We start from the raw sequence: 19,608 nt of genomic DNA, 5'->3' as shown, positions 1-19,608 counted from the left end.
TTATTTCCACCGAATCTGCAATCGTCGGCCGCTGCGGCCTTCAATTCCTTTGATCATTTCGGATGGGGGTTTTATTGCGCTTTTGAATTCGTTCACCGTGGCATGGTGCGGAATTCCCCCGGCGCTCACAGCGGGTCAGGGCGGACCGGAGCCGTTCAGCCAGAACGCCCCGTACACCGCCGAGGTCATGGCCACGGACCCCAACACCGCCGCTGAGCTGCGGATACGCGCTCTGGACATGGCCAGAGCGAGGGGCAGCAGCAGCGGGAAGGCGGGCACCAGCAGGCGCGGTTTCGAGCCGAAGTAGCTCGACGCGCACAGCGCGAGCGCGGTGACGACCCCCGTGTAGACCAGCAGCGGGAGCGGCTGGCGCTGACGTACCCCGATCACATACAGCCAGACGACTGACGCGACCCCGACGATCAGCCCGACGCCGGCCAGGGCCGAGGGAAACGACGTGAACTTGTCGCCGACGAACCGGGCGAAGGCGTAACCGCCGTCGAAGCCGTTGCGCCACCCCGCCTGCACGTCGAGATAACCGAGCGGCCCCTTGCCGGTGTGGTGGCCGACCCACAACACGTAGCCGGCGGTGCCGAGGGGAGCCAGCAGCATGCCGAGGACACGAGAGGCGTCGGCGGACGAGGGGAGAGGGGCGGATGCGGGGGTGCTTGGCGTGATCCGTGCGCCGTCCGGCTCGCGCCCGCGTCGGTCCCGCACGAAAGAGGCGATAGCCGCCACCCACACCGCCGCCACCACCGCCATCCCCACCGGGCGGGTCAGCCCCGCCAGCAGGGCCAGCGCGCCCGCCATCGGCCAGCGGCCGGTCAGGACCGCGTACAGCGCCCACGCGGCGAGCGCCGTGAACAGGGACTCGCTGTACGCCATCGACTGCACGATCCCGACCGGGAGGACGGCCCACAGCAGCACCGCGCACACCCCGGCCCGGCGGCCGTACACATGGTCGGCCACCGCGAAGATCCCCCAGGCCGCGGCGAGGGAGGCGAACAGGCTGACCAGGAAACCCCCGTCCGCGTACGACAGCGGGGACACCGCCGTCACCAGCCGCTCCAGCCAGGGCAGCAGCGGGAAGAACGCGAGATTGGAGTGCACGTCCCCGTTCGCCAGGCGCACCTCGTAGCCGTAGCCGAGCTCGGCGACCCTGGTGTACCAGAGCGAGTCCCAGCGAGCGGTCAGCAGCGTGTACGCGTTCTTGTCGCGGGCCGCGCTCCACACGGCCAGGGCGACGAGGCCCAGGGCGCGCACGGCCGCGTACCCCAGCAGCGCCGGGGCCGCCCGGCGCAGCGCCCCGGCGCGGGACGGGGCCACGCGCGTCTCGAGATCGGTCACGCGCCCGATTATCGACCCGGGGCGGAACCGGGCGGCCGGCTGGGGCGTGGTCGACGCAGAGGGGAGCGGCGGGGGAGTGGCGTACGCCACATCGTTCCGCCGGAACTGTGAGAGGTCCGCCACTAGGCTCCGGCGGGGACTCGCGTACGCTGACGTGTCACTCGCTTTTCGTTTGCGCGGGCCGGAGACCACCACCGCTCCTCTCCGGCCGAGTCGCGGGGGCGTCCCCCACCCCGTGAGCCCGCCGATCGCGAGGGAACATCTGGGAGGTACGTACATGTCCGGGACGACCACGGCCGCTGCTGCGCTGCGCCGTCGGGCGGCCGGGGCCGGTGCCAACCGCTGGGTGGTTCTCGTCGTCCTCTGCGTCAGCCTGCTGCTGGTCGCCGTCGACGCCACCGTGCTGCACGTGGCGGTCCCCGCCGTCACCGAGGACCTGAGGCCCGGCGGGATCGAGCTGCTCTGGATCGTCGACGTCTACCCGCTCGTCTGCGCCTCGCTGCTGATCCTCTTCGGCACGCTGGGCGACCGCGTCGGACGCCGAAGGGTCCTGCTCCTCGGGTACGCGCTGTTCGGCGTGGCCTCCGGTATGGCCGCCCTGGCGGACAACGCCCAGGTACTGATCGTGGCGCGGGCGCTGCTCGGCGTGGGCGGCGCGATGATCATGCCCGCGACCCTGTCGATCCTGCGCCAGGTCTTCCCGGACCGGCGCGAGCGGGCGCTCGCGATCGGCATCTGGAGCGCCGTGGCCGCGGTGGGCGCGGCGGTCGGGCCGCTGCTCGGCGGCTTCCTGCTGGAGCACTTCTGGTGGGGTTCGGTCTTCCTCGTCAACATTCCGTTGATGCTGGTCAGTCTTCCGGTGGGGCGGCTGCTGCTGCCCGAGTCGAAGGGCGACGGCAACGGCCCCTGGGACGTCATCGGCGCCCTGATGGCGGCGGCCGGGCTGTTCGGCATGGTGCTGGGCGTCAAGCGGCTCGGGGGCGGGGAGCCGGTGTGGAGCATGTTCACCGTGCTGCCGCTGGTCCTGGGTGCGGTGCTGCTGCTGGGCTTCGTACGGCGGCAGCGGCGGCGGACGTATCCGCTGGTCGACCTCAAGATGTTCGCGCGGCCGGCGTTCAGTACGTCCGTCGGCTGCATCGTGCTGGCGATGCTCGCGCTGGTCGGTCTCGAGTTGATCGCGGCGCAGTACCTCCAGCTGGTGCTCGGGCTGTCGCCGCTGGAGACGGGGCTGCGGCTGCTGCCGCTGACGTTCGCCGCGATGGCGGCTGGGCTGGCCGGGGCGCGGATGCTGCGGCGGTTCGGGCCGCGGCGGATGGTGAGCGTCGGGTTCTGTGTCACGGCGTTCGCGGTGCTGCTGCTGACGGCGCTGGGGCGTACGGACCAGTGCGCGCTGATGCTGGCCGCGTTCGTGCTGCTGGGCTTCGGGCTGGAGACGACGCTGTTCGGGGCGTACGAGTCGATGCTGAGCGAGGCGCCGCAGGAGCAGGCCGGCGGGGCGGCGGCGATCGGGGAGACGTCGTACCAGCTCGGGGCGGGGATCGGGATCGCGCTGCTCGGCAGCGTGATGAACGCGGCGTACGCGCCTGGACTGTCGAGTGTGTCGGGAGTGCCGGAGTCTGCGTCCTCCTCGGCGGGGCATTCGCTGGGGGAGGCCTACGAGGTCGCCGCGCAGCTGGGCGGGTCGGCCGGGGCCGCGCTGCGGCATGCCGCCCGGGACGCGTTCGTGCACGGGCTGCATGTGACATTGCTGGTGAGCGCGGGGTTGCTGCTGCTCGGGGCGGCGATGGCGTTGCGGTTGCCGCGGACCATGCAGTGTGAGGAGGAGGCGGCGGGTGCGGTGGAGGTACCCGCGCCGAGGGATGCCGCGGAGTCGCGCGTCTCGGTGTGAATCTTGCCCACCCACGCACCGCCCGTAACTCCCGATCGAGGGGCCCGGGTCGCCCGTGGGGGCGGGGCGCCGCGGGCGGCTTGCGGGGGTCTGGGGCGGGAGTGTCGGGCTTGGGCCGGAGCCGGCTGCCGTTGGGGTGGTCGGGGGCTTGGTGGTGCGGTGGCCCGGTGGTGCGGTGGCCCCGCGGCTGGGGGGTGCGGTGGCCCCGCGGCTCGGTGGCCCCGCGGTCTGGCGGTCTGGCGGCCCGGTGGCCCGGTGGCCCGGCGGCCCGGGGGTGCGGTGGCCTGGTGGCCCGGTGGTGCGGTGGCCCCGCGGCTCGGGGGTGCGGTGGCCCGGTGGCCCGGTGGCCCGGTGGCCCGGTGGCCCGGCGGCCTGGCGGTTCGGTGGCCCGGTGGCCCGGTGGCCCGGTGGTGCGGTGGTGCGGTGGCTCGGTGGTGCGGGGTGCCGTGGTTTGGCGGTTCGGTGGTGGGGTGGTTCAGCGGCGGTTCCCCCGGGCTGTGCCCGGGGGAATGGATGTGGGGGATCGGGCCCGCGGGCGGCGATGGTGTTCCGCCCCCACGGGGGGCCTTCACTCGTCAGTCGGGAGCTACGGGTGGTGCGTGGGTGGGCAGGCGTCGTAGCGTCTTGGCTAGCGGTGCTAGTTAAAGAGTTTCGGAGGGTGTCAGCATGTCCGAGTCGTCCAGGATTCCTCCCTTCGACCCAGGCGACCCGCTCGGTCTCGACGATCTGCTGGATCCGGAGGACCTCGGGATCAGGGACACCGTCAGGGCCTGGGCCGCGGACCGGGTGCTGCCGTACGTGGCCGACTGGTACGAGAAGGGGGAGCTGCCGGAGATCCGGGAGCTGGCGAGGGAGCTCGGAGGGCTCGGCGCGCTCGGCATGTCGCTGAGCGGGTACGGGTGCGCCGGCGCCTCCGCCGTGCAGTACGGGCTCGCCTGCCTGGAGCTGGAGGCCGCCGACTCAGGCATTCGTTCCCTCGTCTCCGTGCAGGGCTCCCTCGCCATGTACGCCATCCACCGGTTCGGGAGTGAGGCACAGAAGCGGGAGTGGCTGCCCCGCATGGCCTCCGGCGAGATCATCGGGTGCTTCGGGCTCACCGAGCCCGACCACGGCTCCGACCCCGCCTCCATGCGGACGTACGCCAAACGCGACGGCTCCGACTGGGTGCTCAACGGTCGCAAGATGTGGATCACCAACGGGTCCGTGGCCGGAGTGGCCGTCGTGTGGGCGCAGACGGACGACGGGGTCCGGGGGTTCGTGGTGCCCACCGGCAGCAGCGGGTTCTCCGCGCCGGAGATCAAGCACAAGTGGTCCCTGCGCGCCTCCGTCACCAGCGAACTCGTCCTCGACGACGTACGACTGCCCGCGGACGCCGTACTTCCGGAGGTCACCGGTCTGCGCGGACCGCTCAGCTGTCTGTCCCACGCCCGGTACGGAATCGTCTGGGGCGCCATGGGCGCGGCCCGCAGTTCCTTCGAGGCCGCGGTCGACTACGCGAAGTCGAGGGAGCAGTTCGGGCGGCCCATCGGCGGCTTCCAGCTCACCCAGGCCAAACTCGCCGACATGGCGGTCGAACTGCACAAGGGGATTCTGCTCGCCCACCATCTGGGGCGGCGGATGGACGCCGGCCGCCTGCGTCCCGAGCAGGTCAGCTTCGGCAAGCTCAACAACGTCCGGGAAGCGATCGAGATCTGCCGCACGGCCCGGACCATTCTCGGCGCCAACGGGATCTCGCTCGAATACCCCGTGATGCGGCACGCGACGAACCTCGAGTCGGTGCTCACCTACGAGGGCACCGTCGAGATGCACCAGCTCGTGCTGGGCAAGGCGCTCACCGGACTCGACGCCTTCCGGTAGACGCCGTCCGGTGAACCCCGCGCGGGGGCAGGGCCGGTGAGCGGCCCTGCCTCAGCTCTGGTTGAAGAAACCGTCCGTGCGGTGCCCGGCCGGGTCGCCGTTCACGATCTCCGTGTTGGCCGGGGTCAGGAGGAACACACGCGTCGACACCCGCTCGATCGAACCCCGCAGGCCGAAGATCAGCCCGGCCGCGAAGTCGACCACGCGCTTGGCGTCGGCGGCGTCCATGGCCGTGAGGTTCATGATGACCGGCACGCCCTCGCGGAACAGCTCGCCGATCGCGCGGGCGTCCCGGAAGCTGTCCGGGGTCACCGTGCCGATGCGACGGCCTCTCTCCTCGGCGACGTCCGAGGCCACCTTGACACGCGGATCGGTGACCCAGGCCTCCCCGGACTCGGTCCCGTCGGAGTAGTCGTCGTCGTAGTAACGCTCGTCTTCGTTGTCGTCGACGAGGCCAAGCCAGGCACTTGCCTTGCGTACCGATCCCATGGACGCCTCCTCTCACAGCGGTCTTTCTGCATTCCGCATCCCTATGGTCGTCCATGATGCGGATGGCGCGCCAAGTGGATAGACGCCGCACGGGGGGTTTGTGACGGTACTGGTGCACAGCGATTCCGTCGAGAGTCCGTGTTTCCCAAGGGCCTTGTCGTAAACGACTGCTGACTGTGAGTGAAATATGATTCTTCACGGCGTTTGGGTGATGGGGAGTGCGTACGGGTGAACAGGTTGGCCGATACCATGCGGCACCGAAACAACGTACGGAGCGCGGGGGACGTCGTGTTCGGAATGGTCAGGCCCTGTAGGCATCGGCTCGGTGAGAGTCTCACCGCTCAGTGGATGGCGCATTTGTGTGGGCTGTGTCTCGCATTGCGCGGAGACCACGGTCAGCTCGCGCGCATCGTGACGAACTATGACGGGCTTCTCGTCTCTGTATTGACGGAGGCTCAGACACGCCCTGTGACCGGAGCGTCGGGTGGGGTGGGACGGCGTACGGCGGGGCCGTGTCCGCTGCGCGGGATGCGCACCGCGTCCGTCGCGCACGGTGAGGGGGCGCGGCTCGCGGCGGCCGTGTCGCTGGTGCTCGCCTCCGCGAAGGTGCGCGACCATGTCGCCGACGGCGACGGGCTGCTGGCGCGGGCGCCGGTGGCGCGCGCCGCGCGCCGGGTCGCGAAGGGCTGGGACCGCGCCGGGGCGCGCACCGGTTCCGCCGTCGGGTTCGACACGGCCGTCCTGGTCGATGCCGTGGACCGGCAGGGCGGTATAGAGGCGCTCGCCGGGCCCGGGACACCGATCCTGACGGTGACCGAACCGACCGAGACCGCGACCGCCGCCGCCTTCGCGCACACCGCCGTCCTCGCCGGCCGGCCGTACAACGCCGGGCCGCTCGCCGAGGCCGGACGCCTCTTCGGGCGCCTCGCCCACCTCCTGGACGCCGTGCAGGACCGGCACGCTGACGCCGCGTCAGGCGCCTGGAACCCGATCACCGCGACCGGCACCTCCCTCGTGGAGGCCCGGCGGCTCGCCGACGACGCGGTGCACGGCGTCCGGCTGGCGCTGCGGGAGGCGGAGTTCACCGACGGGCGGCTGGTCCACCGGCTCCTCGTGCACGAGCTGCGCACCTCCGTCGACCGTGCCTTCGGTACGGCCACCTGCGCTCACACCGCCGGCCCCGAGGCGGCCGGTCCTCATGCGCCGCCCGGCACCGGCGCCCCGGGCGGTCCCGGCGTCCCGTTGCCGCCGGAGCCGCCGCGCGGCAACCGGCGCGGCCCGCTCGCCGGGTGCGCGGTGTGGCTCGGGCTCGCCTGTACGTGTCAGATGTGCTGCGGCACGTACCAGGACCCGTGGACGGGCGAGCGCAAGGAAGGACAGTGCGGCAACTGCGACTGCAGCGGATGCGGGGACTGCTGCAGCTGCTGCGACTGTTGCGGCAACTGCTGTGACAACTGCGGCTGCGACGGCTGCGACTGCGGCTGCAACTGCTGAGGCACCGGCGGGACGGCCGTGGACGTGACCGGACGACGGCTCGCTGCGGGCCGTGTTCGCCGACGCCGCCGGGGAGCGGGCGCCGGCTTGAGACACGTCGGGCAGGCACATGAGGTGCGGCGGGAGCGCACAGCGCGAAGATCGTTCAAAGGTTGACGGCCGAAAGGCACCCTTGCGCCTACCGGCCGTTCGGCCGAATACTCCCCCACAGCGCTTGTCAGGGGCACGGCGTGTTCGGGAACCGGACGCGCGGTCCCAGGCTGCGCCTCACGGGCCCGAGACCCCACGAGGGCCCCCTACTTCCCCTGTGGAGGAACGAAAAGTGAGGATCAAGCGCACCACCCCCCGCAGCGGCATCTCGAGACGGACCCGGCTGATCGCCGTTTCCACCGGCCTCGTCGCCGCCGCAGCGATCGCGATCCCCAGCGCGAACGCGTCCGACACCCCCACCACCTTCAGCGCCGCCGAGCTCAAGAGCGCGAGCGGCTCGATACTGAAGGCCGACATCCCGGGCACCGCCTGGGCCGTCGACAGCAAGACCGACCGTGTGCTCGTCACCGTCGACAGTACGGTCACCCAGGCCGAGATCGCGAAGATCAAGCAGCAGGCCGGCGCCAACGCCGACGCGCTCACGATCAAGCGCACCCCCGGCGAGTTCAACAAGCTCATCCAGGGCGGCGACGCCATCTATGCGAGTAGCTGGCGCTGCTCCCTCGGCTTCAACGTCCAGAACAGCAGCGGTCAGCAGTTCTTCCTGACCGCCGGCCACTGCACCGACGGCGCGGGGACCTGGTACTCCAACTCCGGCCGCACCACGGTCATCGGCTCGACCGCCGGCTCCAGCTTCCCGGGCAACGACTACGGTCTGGTGCGCTACAGCGGGTCCGTGTCCAGGCCCGGCACCGCGAACGGCGTGGACATCACGCGCGCGGCCACCCCGAGCGTGGGCACCACCGTCATCCGTGACGGCTCCACGACCGGTACGCACAGCGGCCGGGTCACCGCCCTCAACGCCACCGTCAACTACGGCGGCGGCGACATCGTCTCCGGCCTGATCCAGACCACCGTCTGCGCCGAGCCCGGTGACTCCGGCGGCTCTCTCTACGGCAGCAACGGCACCGCGTACGGTCTGACCTCCGGCGGCAGCGGCAACTGCTCCTCCGGCGGTACGACGTTCTTCCAGCCCGTCACGGAGGCCCTGAGCGCCTACGGGGTCAGCGTGTACTAGGCCCTGCCGGGCAGCAGCAGGCAGCTTCTCGAGCCCCCGCACGTACGGCGTGCGGGGGCTTTCCTTTGTGGAGTGGGGAGTTCGTAGGTGCTTGTCATGGTTCAGGGGGAATGCAAGGAAAAGTGCATCAATGTCCGCCCCTCGGATGCCGATTGGGGTCACTTGGTTGGGTGATTTTCAGCCATGGCCAGACCTCGCAGAGTGCACACACATTACTCACGCGTAATGTTTGCAGTGTGAACGCGCGTGAAGCGCGTGCGAGTTGGGTCCGATTTGACCGTGCGCGGTCAAAATGTGGGGGCGTGGGGTTCGTCATCTACGCGCGTCCTGAACTCGACCTTGTGTGCTCCCCGTTGTCCTCGGAATAGTGGGCGCTCGTCAACAAGGCCTTCCGGCTCGCGAGGTCCCCACAACCTCCCGGGCCGACCCCCCACAGGAGGACGTGAGTTGAAGCACCGACGCATACCCAAGCGGCGTGCAGCCCTGGCAGGTGCGGGTGTCGCCGCACTCGTCGCCGCCGGAGTGACCTTCCAGTCTGCGAATGCCAGCGAGCCTGCGAAGGCCTCCGAGCCTCAGCCGCTGTCGGTCTCCGCGGCCGGAAAGCTCGCCTCGACGCTGGCCAAGGACCTGGGCGCCGACTCGGCGGGTACGTACTACGACACGAAGAGCAAGAACCTCGTGGTGAACGTGCTCGACGAGGCCGCGGCCAAGGCCGTCGAGAAGGCCGGCGCCAAGGCGAGAGTCGTGGCGAACTCCCTCGCCGAGCTGAAGAGCGCCCGCAGCACACTGAAGGCGGACGCGACGATCCCCGGCACCGCCTGGGTGACCGACCCGACCACGAACAAGGTCGTCGTGACCGCCGACCGTACGGTCTCCAAGGCCGAGTGGGCGACGCTGACGAAGGTCGTCGACGGGCTCGGGACGAAGGCCGAGCTGAAGAGGTCGAAGGGGGAGTACAAGCCCTTCATCGCCGGTGGCGACGCGATCACCGGTGGCAGCGGCCGCTGCTCGCTCGGCTTCAACGTGGTCAAGGGCGGCGAGCCGTTCTTCCTGACCGCCGGGCACTGCACCGAGGGCATCTCCACCTGGTCGGACTCCAGCGGCAAGGAGATCGGCACCAACGCGGACTCCAGCTTCCCGGACAACGACTACGGGCTGGTCAAGTACACGGCTGAGGTGGCTCACCCGAGTGAGGTGAACCTCTACAACGGCTCCACCCAGAAGATCTCGGGTGCCGCCGAGGCGACCGTGGGTATGGCCGTCACGCGGAGCGGGTCGACGACGCAGGTGCACGAGGGGAAGGTCACGGGGCTGGACGCCACCGTGAACTACGGCAACGGTGACATCGTCAACGGGCTGATCCAGACCGACGTCTGCGCCGAGCCCGGTGACAGCGGCGGCTCGCTCTTCTCGGGCGACAAGGCGGTCGGGCTCACGTCCGGAGGCAGCGGTGACTGCACCTCCGGTGGGGAGACGTTCTTCCAGCCGGTGACCGAGGCGCTGTCGGCGACCGGTACCGAGATCGGCTGAATCGCGGGTTTGTGAAGTCCCGCCCCTTGTGTGAGGGGCGGGGCTTTTGCGTGTGTCGGCCGTCGTTGCGCCTGGCGTCGGCCGGTGGGGGGTCGGGGCCGTGTCGGGGGGTGTCCGTCCTCGGAACGTCGCGATGGGGTTGCGTGCCGACTGACTGTTCGTTGACGCGACAACCGCTGCGGGCGGACACCCCCCGACACGGCCCCTTGCGTCGTCCGGCGGGTGCGGGCCGGTGCGTGTGTCGGCTACGGCGTTGTGCGGCGGGTCGCGGCCATCGCCAGGGTGAGGGCCGCTCCCGCCACCGCCCAGGCCGTCAGTACCAGGAGTGATGTGGTCATGGCGTTGTTCTCGAAGTAGGCGATCGAGCGGGTGGCCCAGGTGCCGGCTCCTGGGGGGAGCGCGGGGCCGATCGCCTTCCAGAAGGGCGGGAGCAGGGGTGGGGGGAGGGCGCCGCCGGCGCTCGGGTTGCCGAGGATCACCACCAGCAGGATCACCAGGCCGATGCCGATCGTGCCGAAGATGCCCTGGAGGGCGAGGGTGGCCGCGCCCACCGCGAAGATGATCAGGGTGCCCAGGCCCCAGAGGGCCGCTGTGCTGCCGGGCAGGGCGTCCAGGACCGGGCCGGTGATGAGGGCTCCGCCGAGGCCGCCGATGATCGCGACCAGGGCCATGACCGCCAGGCGGATCGCGGCGCGGGTGGGGTTGGAGGGTTTGGCTCCCGCGCTGATCGCGAGGGCCGCCGCGCCCAGGTAGCCGCCCACGCACCAGCCGACCACCAGGTAGAAGGACGAGAGTCCGTTGGGGTCGTGGGCGGCGGACGGGATGACGTCGACCGTGCGGAGTCTGCGGTTCTCCGACTTCTCCAGGGTGGTGACGAGGGTCGTCAGGGTGCTGGCGAGGACCCTGCCGCCGCCGGAGGCCAGGAGGAGGGTGTCGGAGCCCGCCGGGTTGATGATCAGGGCGGCGTCGATGTCCCGGTTCGTGATCTGGTTCCGGGCCGTGGCCGCGTCGGGCAGTGCGCGGGGGTCCAGCGGGGAGCCGGGCAGTCGTTCCAGTCGGGTCACCGCTTGTGCGGAGGCGGCCTGTGGGGCGACCACCCCGAAGGGCACGTCCTTGAGTCTCGGGTCGTGCAGTGCCCCCACGTACGAGGCGATGAACAGCAGCTGGAGAGCGATCACGCCGAGGATGAGCAGGGTGGCCCGGGGGGTGACGGCGTCTTTCACCTCGCTGAGGAACGAGCTGTGCGGCATGCCTCCACGGTCGGGGGCGGCCGGGTGTTTCCGCAGGTGGGGCGGGGCCGAACGGATGTCGTACACACATTCGAAAATTGGTCTATGGTGGGGGTGAGGTAGCTGGGAACAGATGTTCGAGAGCTGGTGTGGCTCACGAGTGCGGGAGGTGCGTGTGCCGGGGTTCACGCATCTGCACACCGTCTCCGGATTCTCGTTGCGATATGGAGCCTCGCATCCGGAGCGGCTGGCCGAGCGTGCCTCCGAGCGGGGCATGGACGCCCTGGCTCTCACCGATCGCGACACGCTCGCCGGTGCCGTCCGCTTCGCGAAGGCCTGCGCGAAGGAGGGGGTCCGTCCGGTGTTCGGGGCGGATCTGGCGGTGGCGGGCGCCCGGGCTCCGGAGAGCGGGGACCGGCGGGGGCGGCGGCGGACTCCGGTGCGGGGCGGGGCCTTCGTCGACGAGTCGGCTCCCCGCGTGATCTTTCTTGCCCGGGACGGTGCCCGGGGGTGGGCCGAGCTGTGCCGGCTCGTCTCGGCGGCGCACGCCGGGGAGGGGCCCACTCCGCTGCTGCCCTGGGAGCGGCACCGGGCCGAGGGGCTGACCGTGCTGCTCGGGCCCGAGTCGGATGTCGGGCGTGCCCTGGCCGCGGGGCGGCCCGATCGTGCGGCGCGGCTGCTCGGGCCCTGGCGGGAGGTCTACGGCGACGACCTGCGGCTGGAGGCCGTCTGGCATGGCCGAAAAGGCACGGGTCCGGGGTCCCTGCGGCTGGCCGCCCGTACCGTCGGGTTCGCCGCCGAGCAGCGGATCCGGCCCGTGCTCGGCAACGCCGTACGGTACGCCGACTCGGGGCTGGGGCCGGTCGCCGATGTGCTGGACGCCGCCCGGCGGCTGGTGCCCATCGACCCGGCCAAGGAGCTGGACTCCGGCGAGGCCTGGCTCAAGGGGGCGGGAGCCATGTTCAGGGTGGCGGAGAGGGTCGTGGAGGCCGCGGGGTTCCGGCGGGACACCGCGCATCGGCTGGTGGAGCAGACCGAGGCGACGGCAGCCGAATGCCTGGTCGATCCCGAGGACGATCTCGGCATCGGCACCGTTCACTTTCCCGAGCCGCAGCTGGTCGGCGCCGGGCGTCGTACCGCACAGCGGACGCTGGCCTCGCGGGCGGTGGCGGGGATGGTGCTGCGCGGGTACGACCGGCGGCGGGAGTACTGGGAGCGGATGCACCATGAGCTGGACATCATCGCCCACCATGGCTTCGCTTCCTATTTTCTGACCGTCGCCCAGGTGGTCGACGATGTGCGGGGGATGGGGATCCGGGTGGCCGCCCGGGGGTCCGGGGCGGGGTCGCTCGTCAACCATCTGCTCGGGATCGCGCACGCCGATCCGATCGAGCACCGGCTGCTGATGGAGCGGTTCCTGTCGAAGGAGCGGGTCGTGCTGCCCGACATCGACATCGACGTGGAGTCCGCGCGCCGGCTGGAGGTCTACCGCGCCATCATCGGCCGGTTCGGCACCGAGCGGGTCGCGACGGTCGCGATGCCGGAGACGTATCGCGTGCGGCACGCCATCCGGGATGTGGGGGCCGCGCTGTCGATGGACCCGGCCGAGATCGACCGGGTCGCCAAGTCCTTCCCCCATATCCGGGCGCGGGACGCCCGTGCGGCACTGGAGGAGCTGCCCGAGCTGCGCGCGCTGGCCGGGGAGAAGGAGAAGTACGGGAGGTTGTGGGAGCTGGTCGAGGGGCTGGACGCCCTGCCGCGCGGGGTGGCCATGCACCCGTGCGGGGTGCTGCTGTCGGACGCCTCGCTGCTCGCGCGTACGCCGGTCATGCCGACCAGCGGCGAGGGTTTTCCGATGTCGCAGTTCGACAAGGACGACGTCGAGGACCTCGGGCTGCTGAAGCTGGACGTGCTGGGTGTGCGGATGCAGTCGGCGATGGCGCACGCGGTGGCGGAAGTGGAGCGGGTGTCGGGGGCGAGGGTTGATCTGGATGCCCTGCCGCCTGGGGACTCGGAGACATACCAGCTGATTCGGTCCGCCGAGACGCTCGGGTGCTTCCAGATCGAGTCGCCGGGGCAGCGGGACCTGGTCGGGCGGCTCCAGCCGGCCACGTTCCACGATCTCGTCGTCGACATCTCGCTGTTCCGGCCCGGGCCGGTCGCCGCCGACATGGTGCGGCCGTTCATCGAGGCGCGGCACGGGCGGGCGCCGATCCGTTATCCGCATCCGGACCTGGAAGGGCCGCTGAAGGAGACGTACGGGGTCGTCGTCTTCCATGAGCAGATCATCGACATCGTCGACATCATGACCAGGTGCGGGCGGGGTGAGGCCGACCGGGTGCGGCGGGGGCTGTCGGATCCGGAGTCGCAGGGGCGGATCAAGGTGTGGTTCGCGCAGCACGCGGCGGCCAGGGGCTATGACGCGGAAACGATTCAGCGGACCTGGGAGATCGTCGAGGCCTTCGGCAGCTACGGCTTCTGCAAGGCGCACGCGGTCGCCTTCGCCGTGCCGACCTACCAGTCGGCGTGGCTGAAAACGCATCATCCGGCTGCCTTTTACGCCGGGCTGCTGACGCACGATCCCGGGATGTATCCGAAGCGGCTGCTGCTGGCGGACGCGCGGCGGCGGGGGGTGCCGGTGCTGCCGTTGGACGTGAACGCGTCGGGAGTCGCACACCGTATCGAACTGGTGTCCGGTAGTTGGGGGCTGCGGCTGGCTCTCTCCGATGTGCACGGCGTCAGCGAGGCCGAGGCGGCGCGGATCGCCGACGGGCAGCCGTACGCCTCGCTGGTCGACTTCTGGGAGCGCGGCCGGCCCAGCCGTCCGCTGGCCCAGCGGCTCGCGCAGGTGGGGGCGCTCGACGCGTTCGGCGCCAACCGCCGTGATCTGCAACTGCATCTGACCGAGCTGCACCGGGGGGCGCGGGGTGCGGGCGGTGGGCAGCTGCCCTTGGCCGGGGGGCGGAAGACCGCCCCGGCCGGGCTGCCCGACCTCACCTCGGCGGAGCGGCTCAGTGCCGAGCTGGGCGTGCTGTCCATGGACGCCTCGCGTCATCTGATGGACGACCACCGTGCCTTCCTCGACGAGTTGGGCGTCGTTTCGGCGCGGCGGCTGCGGGAGGCGCGGCACGGGGAGACCGTGCTGGTCGCGGGTGCCAAGGCGGCCACCCAGACGCCGCCGATCCGGTCCGGCAAGCGGGTCATCTTCTCCACCCTGGACGACGGCACGGGCCTGGTCGACCTCGCCTTCTTCGACGACTCCCACGACGCCTGCGCCCACACCGTCTTCCACTCCTGGCTGCTGCTGGTGCGCGGGGTGGTGCAGCGGCGCGGCCCGCGCAGCCTCAGCGTGGTGGGCGCCGCCGCCTGGAACCTCGCGGAACTGCTGGAGGTGCGCCGGGAGGAGGGGCTGGAGGGGGTCGCCGCCAGGCTGGCCGGCGCCGGCGTCTTCGGTGACAACGGTGCGGGAGCGCCCGAACCGGCCGGCTCCGCCGACCAGGAGCCGACGGACCAGCGGAAGATCCGCATGCCCACGGGGTACGAGATGCACCCCTGGGCCGATCTGCGTCCCGCGGGCGAAGGACCCGCGGTGGGACGGAAGTTGTGGCACCAGAGTCCGGGGAGTGCGGGATGACCATCCTCTGCGTACGTTTCCAGCTGCCTCCGGCGCGCGAGGCCGAGCTGCCCCGACTGCTCGGGATGCTCGAGGAGTTCACGCCCGTCGTCCAGGCCCTGCCGCCGGACGGGGCGCTGGCCGACCTGCGGGGCGCCGAGCGGTACTTCGGGCGGGACGCCGTCGCCCTGGCCTCGGTGATCCGGGTGCGCTCGCTCGCGCTGTACGGCGTCGACTGCGTGATCGGCGCCGGGCCCGGGCCGATGCTGGCCCGGGTCGCGCTGGGCGACGCCGTGCCCGGGGTGACGTCCGCGGTGCCCGAGGGACGGGACGCCATCGCGGAGTTCCTCGCGGAGAAGCCCGTCGCCGCGCTGCCCGGCATCGGTACCAAAACCGCCCGTACGCTGGGCGACTACGGCCTCGACACCCTCGGCCTGGTCGCCGCCGCCCCGCTGTCCACGCTCCAGCGGCTGGTCGGTGCGAAGGCCGGCCGTGAGCTGCGCGAGAAGGCGAACGGCGTCGACCGCGGCCGGGTCGTCCCGGACGCCGTCTCCCGGTCCCTCGCGACGGAACGCCCCTTCGAGCGTGACGAACTGGACCCGGACCGGCACCGCCGGGCGCTGCTGTCGGCCGCCGAGGAGATCGGGGCCCGGCTGCGCGCCCTGGACAAGGTCTGCCGCACACTCACCCTCACCGTGCGCTACGCCGACCGGTCGGCCACCACCCGCAGCCGCACACTGACCGAACCGACCGCGCACTCACCGGCGCTGACCAGGACGGCGTACGGCATGTACGAGGCGCTCGGGCTGCAACGCGCCCGGGTGCGCGCGATCGTCCTGCGCGCCGAGGGGCTCGACCCCGCCGACCAGGCCTCCTACCAGCTGACCTTCGACCCCGTGGACGAGCGGGTCCGCCGTATCGAGGAGGTCGCGGACCGCGCGCGAGCGAAGTTCGGGCCGCGGGCGGTGATGCCCGGGGGGCTAGGGGGACGGGCGGCGTGAATCCCCCCACGTGATTCCCCCCCATGTGACGTCAGTTGGCCCACGGCGGTGCGATGCGGGTGCCGTCGGCCAGGTGGGCCTCCAGGCCGATGGAGGTGGTGACCCAGGAGTACGCGGTCCGGTCGGTCGGGTTCTCCACGGTCAAGGTGGTGCCGGGGTTGATGATCACCGTGTCTGCGACCTGCCTGGTGAGGGCGGTGGCAGGGGTGGGGTGGTCGGTGCCGGTTGCCGCTGGAAGTTTTTACTGACGCGTAACTTCCCAGCTTGGCTACTCGCCCGTAACTTGACGAGTGAACAGCATCCTCGTGATCCGGATCACAGGCGTCGTGCCGTCGCACTTCCCTTGACCCGCAAGGAGATCACTCGATGCTGCCCTGGAAACGAGTGCTCAGACCCCTGGCCGCGCTGCTGCTGACCGCCGCGGCCGTCACCGTCCCCGCCACCACCGCCCAGGCCGCCGCCCCCAGCGCCGGCTGGAACGACTACTCCTGCAAGCCGTCCGCCGCCCATCCCCGCCCCGTCGTCCTGGTCCACGGCACCCTCGGGAACTCCGTCGACAACTGGCTGGGCCTCGCCCCCTATCTGAAGGTCCGCGGCTACTGCGTCTTCTCCCTCGACTACGGCCAGCTCGAGGGCGTCCCCTTCTTCCACGGCCTCGGGCCCGTCGAGAAGTCCGCAGGACAGCTGAAGGACTTCGTCGACAAGGTGCTCGCCGCGACCGGCGCCGCCGAGACCGACGTCGTCGGACACTCGCAGGGCGGCATGATGCCCCGCTGGTACCTGCGGTTCCTCGGCGGAGCGGCCAAGGTGAACGCCCTGGTCGGCATCGCACCCTCCAACCACGGGACCACCCTGAGCGGATTCGCCAACCTGCTGCCCTACTTCCCGGGTGCCGCGGACCTGTTGGCGAAGAACACCCCCGCCCTCGCCGACCAGGTCGCCGGCTCCGACTTCCTCGAGCGGCTGAACGCGGGCGGCGACACTGTGCCGGGCGTGCGCTACACCGTCATCGCCACCAAGTACGACGAGGTGGTCACGCCGTGGCGCAGCCAGTACCTGAGCGGGCCGGACGTGCGCAACGTCCTGCTCCAGGATCTGTGCCCGGTGGATCTGTCGGAGCATGTGGCCATCGGGCTGCTCGACCGGATCGCCTTCCACGAGGTGGCCAACGCGCTGGATCCTGAGCGGGCCCGGCCCACCACTTGTGCTTCGGCGTTCGACTGACACGTGTAGGCCGATGACACGCGTACCGCTGACACGTGTAGAGGAAACGTTTCGGGGCCTGTCCGGCCTGAGCCGCCGGGCAGGCCCCGAGTCAGGGGGCGGACGCTGGTCAGCGGCCGTGGCGGCCGCCGCTCACCGCCCGGCGCCGGGCGGTGAGGAACAGGGCCGACGAGCCGATCGCCAGCGCGGCCGCGCCGCCGATCGCGAGGTACGTCGTGCTGGTGTCGCCACCGGTCTCGGCGAGGTTCTCGGTGGCACCGGCCGCCTTGGGGCGGTTGGGAGCGGCTGCCGCCTTCGGCTCGTCCGAGGCGGTGTTCCCCGAGGTGGTGCTCTCCGGGGCGGCGGCCGGCTCCGCCGACGTCTTGGCGTCGTGGTCGCCGTGCCCGTGGTTCTCGATCGTCGACTTGTCGCTGCCGTCCTCGATCTGCTTCTTGGTGGGAGCCGAGGCGGTCGGGGCCGGGGCCGGGCCCGTGCCGCCCTTCCCCTTGTCACCGCCGCCTCCGAAGGAGACGTCCGAGCAGGAGTAGAACGCCTCCGGGCTGTCCGACCGCTGCCAGACCGCGTACAGCAGATGCCTGCCCGAACGCTGGGGCAGGGTGCCGGAGAAGGTGTAGAAACCGCCCTTGGCCGCCGGGTCGGTGGACGTCGCCACCGGGTTCTTCAGATCCAGGTCCTTCCAGGCCAGCGGCTTGGCCGGGTTGTAGCCGGACTTGGTGAGGTACACCTTGAAGGTGCCCTTGTGGGGCGCCGTCACGCGGTACTTGAAGGTGTGCGAGCCGCTGCGCACGCTGGTCGCGGGCCAGTCGGCGCGGGCCAGGTCGAGCCCCTTGAACTGGGCGTTGTTCGCGCTGCACAGCTTGCCGTCCGGGATAAGCCGCTGGTGCCGTCCGCCCGCGTCGCCGATGCGGATGCCGTTCCAGTCGTAGAGGGCCTGGGTGCCCCCCGCCGCGACGGCCGCCTTGCACGCGGCCGACTTCGGGCTCTCGGGGCCCTCGGCGTAGCACTGCGAGACCCGGCTGACCGGGTCGCCCATGGAGCCGTGCGCGGCCGCCGGTGTGGCGGTCAGCGCGGTCAGGACGAGCGGCAGGCTGCCGAGGGCGGCGACGGTGGCTACCGTGCGGCGTGCGGGCATGCGGGAACTCCTCGAAACGGTGCATGGGACAGGGCCGGGCCCGAGTGGGCCGGATCCCGTGGGGGTGATCCGAAGCTAGCCCCTCAGAACCGTGAAATCGCCTGCTGGAGACGGGTGGAGGAGATCCTTATGGCCGCGTTAAGGGAGTGCTCAGACTGGCATCAGGTAGGTACCGTCGCGGCATGGCAGACGAGGAGATCCGGCCGGCCGGAGCGGCCGACGTACCGGTCGTCCAGAGCGTGATCGACGCGGCCTTCCGCCCCTACATCGAGCGCATCGGCCGGGTACCGCAGCCCATGGAGGAGGACCACGCGGCGAACGTGGCCGCGGGGAAGGTGTTCGTGACAGGCGAGCCCGTGAGCGGCCTCGTCGTGGTAGAGGCCTTCGAGGACCATCTCTTCCTCGACACCATCGCCGTCCACCCCACCGCGCACGGCAGGGGAGTGGGGCGACGGCTGCTTCGCTTCGTCGAGGCACGCGCGCGTGCGCTGGGCCTGCCCGAGATCAGGCTCTACACGAACGCGATGATGTGGGAGAACCAGCGGATCTACCCGAGGTACGGCTACGAGCTCGTGGAGCGCCGGGTGGACGGGCCCTACGACCGCGTCCACTACCGCAAGCGGCTGCTCTGAGCGCCTCTCATGTTCTCGGCACCGGCCGGTCAGCTGTCCGGCCACCATGTGCGTGCGACGTCCTTGCGGACCTCCGGGCGCCCGCCGGGGCACTCGTCGGTCTCCTCGCGGATCCTGCGGACGTCCGACTTCTTCAGGGGCTTCTGCACGGTCACACGGCGCATGGCTGCCTCCTTGGGGGCTACCGGGTTCCGCGTTCTCACGGAGGTAGACCTTTCGGGGGAGAGTTCCTCATCGCTCCCGGTCTGTCTGTGGCGCCTGTCACCATTCGAGTGTCAGTGGCGGGTGTCACTCTTGGGCCCATGACGCATGACGGTGAACCTGTGACCTCGACGAACACCCCTCGCCCGGACGTGGACTGGGACGCGCGGGCCGCTTCCTTCGACGAGGAGCCGGACCACGGGCTGCGCGACCACGGGGTGCGCCGCGCCTGGGCCGGGCGGCTGCGCGGCTGGCTGCCCGCCCGCGCGGGCGATGTCCTCGACCTCGGCTGCGGCACCGGCAGCCTGTCGCTCCTCGCGTCCGAACAGGGACACCGGGTGACGGGTGTGGACCTCTCGCCGGCGATGGTGACGCTCGCCCGGGAGAAACTGGCCGGGCGCGACGCGGTGTTCCTCGTCGGTGATGCAGCGGCCCCGCCGATCGGGGAGCAGCGCTACGACGTCGTTCTCGTACGGCATGTCCTGTGGGCCCTGCCCGACCCCGGCCGCGCCCTGCGGCACTGGGCCGGGCTGCTGCGGCCGGGAGGGCGGCTCGTGCTGGTCGAGGGCGTGTGGGGGACTGTCGATCCGGTCGGTATACCGGCGGAGCGGCTCGCCGCGCTCCTCGCCCCGGTCGCCGGGCAGGTGCGGGTGGAGCGGCTGTCGGGCGATCCGCTGTTGTGGGGCGGGGAAGTGGCCGACGAGCGGTATGCGGTGGTCGCGGTGACGGGCTGAAACGGAGAG

General features: G+C 71.2%; 15 protein-coding genes and 1 pseudogene. 10 read left to right on the top strand and 6 right to left on the bottom strand.

Features of this window, described 5'->3' with window-relative positions; translation table 11 throughout:
- Positions 1 to 135 precede the first annotated feature (135 nt).
- Positions 136 to 1,347, bottom strand: a complete 1,212-nt coding sequence (locus tag ACFZBT_RS32735; RefSeq protein WP_391111353.1) for a glycosyltransferase family 39 protein — start codon at positions 1,345 to 1,347, stop codon at positions 136 to 138.
- Between the two features lie 277 nt (positions 1,348 to 1,624).
- Here ACFZBT_RS32735 and ACFZBT_RS32730 point away from each other — a divergent pair, with 277 nt between their 5' ends.
- Together ACFZBT_RS32730 and ACFZBT_RS32725 are read left to right on the top strand one after the other, a co-directional pair.
- Positions 1,625 to 3,235, top strand: coding sequence for an MFS transporter (locus tag ACFZBT_RS32730; protein ID WP_391111350.1), 1,611 nt, complete (start codon positions 1,625 to 1,627; stop codon positions 3,233 to 3,235).
- 666 nt (positions 3,236 to 3,901) lie between these two features.
- Complete coding sequence (locus ACFZBT_RS32725) at positions 3,902 to 5,092, top strand: acyl-CoA dehydrogenase family protein (RefSeq protein ID WP_391111347.1); 1,191 nt, start codon at positions 3,902 to 3,904, stop codon at positions 5,090 to 5,092.
- Between the two features lie 51 nt (positions 5,093 to 5,143).
- On the opposite strand, the gene ACFZBT_RS32720 is transcribed toward ACFZBT_RS32725, so the two are convergent.
- Positions 5,144 to 5,581, bottom strand: a complete 438-nt coding sequence (locus ACFZBT_RS32720) for a cell division protein SepF (RefSeq protein ID WP_184597617.1) — start codon at positions 5,579 to 5,581, stop codon at positions 5,144 to 5,146.
- Positions 5,582 to 5,869: 288 nt separating this feature from the next.
- Between ACFZBT_RS32720 and ACFZBT_RS32715 the strand changes: the two genes are divergently transcribed.
- The 3 genes from ACFZBT_RS32715 (at position 5,870) to ACFZBT_RS32705 (ending at position 9,833) form a co-directional block, all read left to right on the top strand.
- Positions 5,870 to 7,075 carry a DUF5685 family protein gene (locus ACFZBT_RS32715; protein ID WP_391111461.1) on the top strand — a complete coding sequence of 402 codons (1,206 nt, stop codon included), beginning with the start codon at positions 5,870 to 5,872 and terminating at the stop codon, positions 7,073 to 7,075.
- Between the two features lie 322 nt (positions 7,076 to 7,397).
- Complete coding sequence (locus ACFZBT_RS32710; protein ID WP_391111344.1) at positions 7,398 to 8,303, top strand: trypsin-like serine protease; 906 nt, start codon at positions 7,398 to 7,400, stop codon at positions 8,301 to 8,303.
- 447 nt (positions 8,304 to 8,750) lie between these two features.
- On the top strand, positions 8,751 to 9,833 hold the full coding sequence (locus ACFZBT_RS32705; protein ID WP_391111342.1) for an alpha-lytic protease prodomain-containing protein: 1,083 nt from the start codon (positions 8,751 to 8,753) through the stop codon (positions 9,831 to 9,833).
- 245 nt (positions 9,834 to 10,078) lie between these two features.
- Here the strand turns inward: ACFZBT_RS32705 and ACFZBT_RS32700 are convergent, their stop codons facing one another.
- Positions 10,079 to 11,083 (bottom strand): DUF3533 domain-containing protein, encoded by a 1,005-nt coding sequence (locus ACFZBT_RS32700; RefSeq protein ID WP_391111339.1) that lies wholly within the window; start codon positions 11,081 to 11,083, stop codon positions 10,079 to 10,081.
- A 154-nt stretch (positions 11,084 to 11,237) separates the two neighbouring features.
- On the opposite strand from ACFZBT_RS32700, the gene ACFZBT_RS32695 reads away from it, so the two are divergent.
- Together ACFZBT_RS32695 and ACFZBT_RS32690 are read left to right on the top strand one after the other, a co-directional pair.
- On the top strand, positions 11,238 to 14,696 hold the full coding sequence (locus tag ACFZBT_RS32695; RefSeq protein ID WP_391111336.1) for a DNA polymerase III subunit alpha: 3,459 nt from the start codon (positions 11,238 to 11,240) through the stop codon (positions 14,694 to 14,696).
- On the top strand, positions 14,693 to 15,676 hold the full coding sequence (locus ACFZBT_RS32690) for a hypothetical protein (RefSeq protein ID WP_391111333.1): 984 nt from the start codon (positions 14,693 to 14,695) through the stop codon (positions 15,674 to 15,676). Before ACFZBT_RS32695 ends, ACFZBT_RS32690 begins: the two co-directional genes overlap by 4 nt.
- Positions 15,677 to 15,707: 31 nt before the next feature.
- On the opposite strand, the pseudogene ACFZBT_RS32685 reads toward ACFZBT_RS32690, so the two are convergent.
- Positions 15,708 to 15,851: pseudogene (locus tag ACFZBT_RS32685) on the bottom strand (cupin domain-containing protein); the annotation flags it as partial.
- A 191-nt stretch (positions 15,852 to 16,042) separates the two neighbouring features.
- Here ACFZBT_RS32685 and ACFZBT_RS32680 point away from each other — a divergent pair.
- A complete protein-coding gene (locus ACFZBT_RS32680; protein WP_391111330.1) occupies positions 16,043 to 16,900 on the top strand; it encodes an alpha/beta fold hydrolase in 858 nt (285 codons plus the stop codon).
- Between the two features lie 109 nt (positions 16,901 to 17,009).
- On the opposite strand, the gene ACFZBT_RS32675 is transcribed toward ACFZBT_RS32680, so the two are convergent.
- Positions 17,010 to 18,032 (bottom strand): lytic polysaccharide monooxygenase, encoded by a 1,023-nt coding sequence (locus ACFZBT_RS32675; protein ID WP_391111327.1) that lies wholly within the window; start codon positions 18,030 to 18,032, stop codon positions 17,010 to 17,012.
- 182 nt (positions 18,033 to 18,214) lie between these two features.
- On the opposite strand from ACFZBT_RS32675, the gene ACFZBT_RS32670 reads away from it, so the two are divergent.
- Entirely contained in the window at positions 18,215 to 18,664 is a 450-nt protein-coding gene (locus ACFZBT_RS32670; protein ID WP_391111324.1) for a GNAT family N-acetyltransferase, read from the top strand.
- A gap of 29 nt (positions 18,665 to 18,693) precedes the next feature.
- Here ACFZBT_RS32670 and ACFZBT_RS32665 read toward each other — a convergent pair whose 3' ends face one another.
- Positions 18,694 to 18,828, bottom strand: coding sequence for a hypothetical protein (locus tag ACFZBT_RS32665; RefSeq protein WP_391111321.1), 135 nt, complete (start codon positions 18,826 to 18,828; stop codon positions 18,694 to 18,696).
- Between the two features lie 138 nt (positions 18,829 to 18,966).
- On the opposite strand from ACFZBT_RS32665, the gene ACFZBT_RS32660 reads away from it, so the two are divergent.
- Positions 18,967 to 19,599: a methyltransferase domain-containing protein gene (locus ACFZBT_RS32660; RefSeq protein WP_391111318.1), complete on the top strand. Its 633-nt coding sequence runs from the start codon at positions 18,967 to 18,969 to the stop codon at positions 19,597 to 19,599.
- Positions 19,600 to 19,608: the final 9 nt, after the last annotated feature.

Origin of the sequence: Streptomyces sp. NPDC008137, assembly GCF_042957035.1 — a bacterium.
GTDB lineage: Bacteria > Actinomycetota > Actinomycetes > Streptomycetales > Streptomycetaceae > Streptomyces.
This window is presented reverse-complemented; position numbering and strand designations above follow the sequence as displayed.